This window comes from Alteromonas sp. G4i35, from assembly GCF_054960375.1.
Genome location: NZ_JBHNZD010000075.1, coordinates 1 through 596, shown reverse-complemented (window position 1 = coordinate 596; position 596 = coordinate 1). Strand labels below are relative to the sequence as shown.

At 49.2% G+C, this 596-nt stretch carries 1 protein-coding gene; it reads left to right on the top strand.

Going from position 1 to position 596, the window contains the following annotated elements; translation table 11 throughout:
* On the top strand, positions 1-596 hold a 596-nt coding region (locus tag ACFI6L_RS20285; RefSeq protein ID WP_462574707.1), incomplete at both ends, for a Tn3 family transposase.

The window sequence follows — 596 nt, the reverse complement described above, 5'->3', positions numbered from 1 at the left end:
AAATGTCTGACTCATGTACTTCCGATACAAAAACAAGGGTTCACTCATCAGGATGATTTACTGGCCATTCTGATTGCCAACGCCACTCACCGTGGTGTGTATGGCATGGCGCAGATCTCCGATCGAAGCTATGAACACCTGAGTACGGTGCAGGCCAACTATATCCGGCCTGAAACGCTGCATGACGCCAGCGACGTGATCAATAATGCGGTTGCAGCGCTACCCATCTTCCGCCACTACCATATTCAGGAGGACCAGCTGCATGCCAGTGCGGATGGTCAGAAATTCGAAACCCATCTGGAAACCTTTAAAACCCGGTACTCCTCTAAGTATTTCGGCACCAACAAAGGGATCACGGCCATGACACTGGTGGCCAACCACAGCGCCCTCAATGCTCGGATCATCGGTTCCAACGAGCACGAATCACACTATATTTATGACCTGTTACAATCCAACAGCAGTGAAATCAAACCTGACGTACTCTCGACAGATACACACGGTGTCAATCATGTTAACTTCGCCTTACTGGATCTATGCGGTTACAGTTTTGCACCGCGATACGCGCAGTTCAGTAGTGTCATCAATGATCTGTTTGA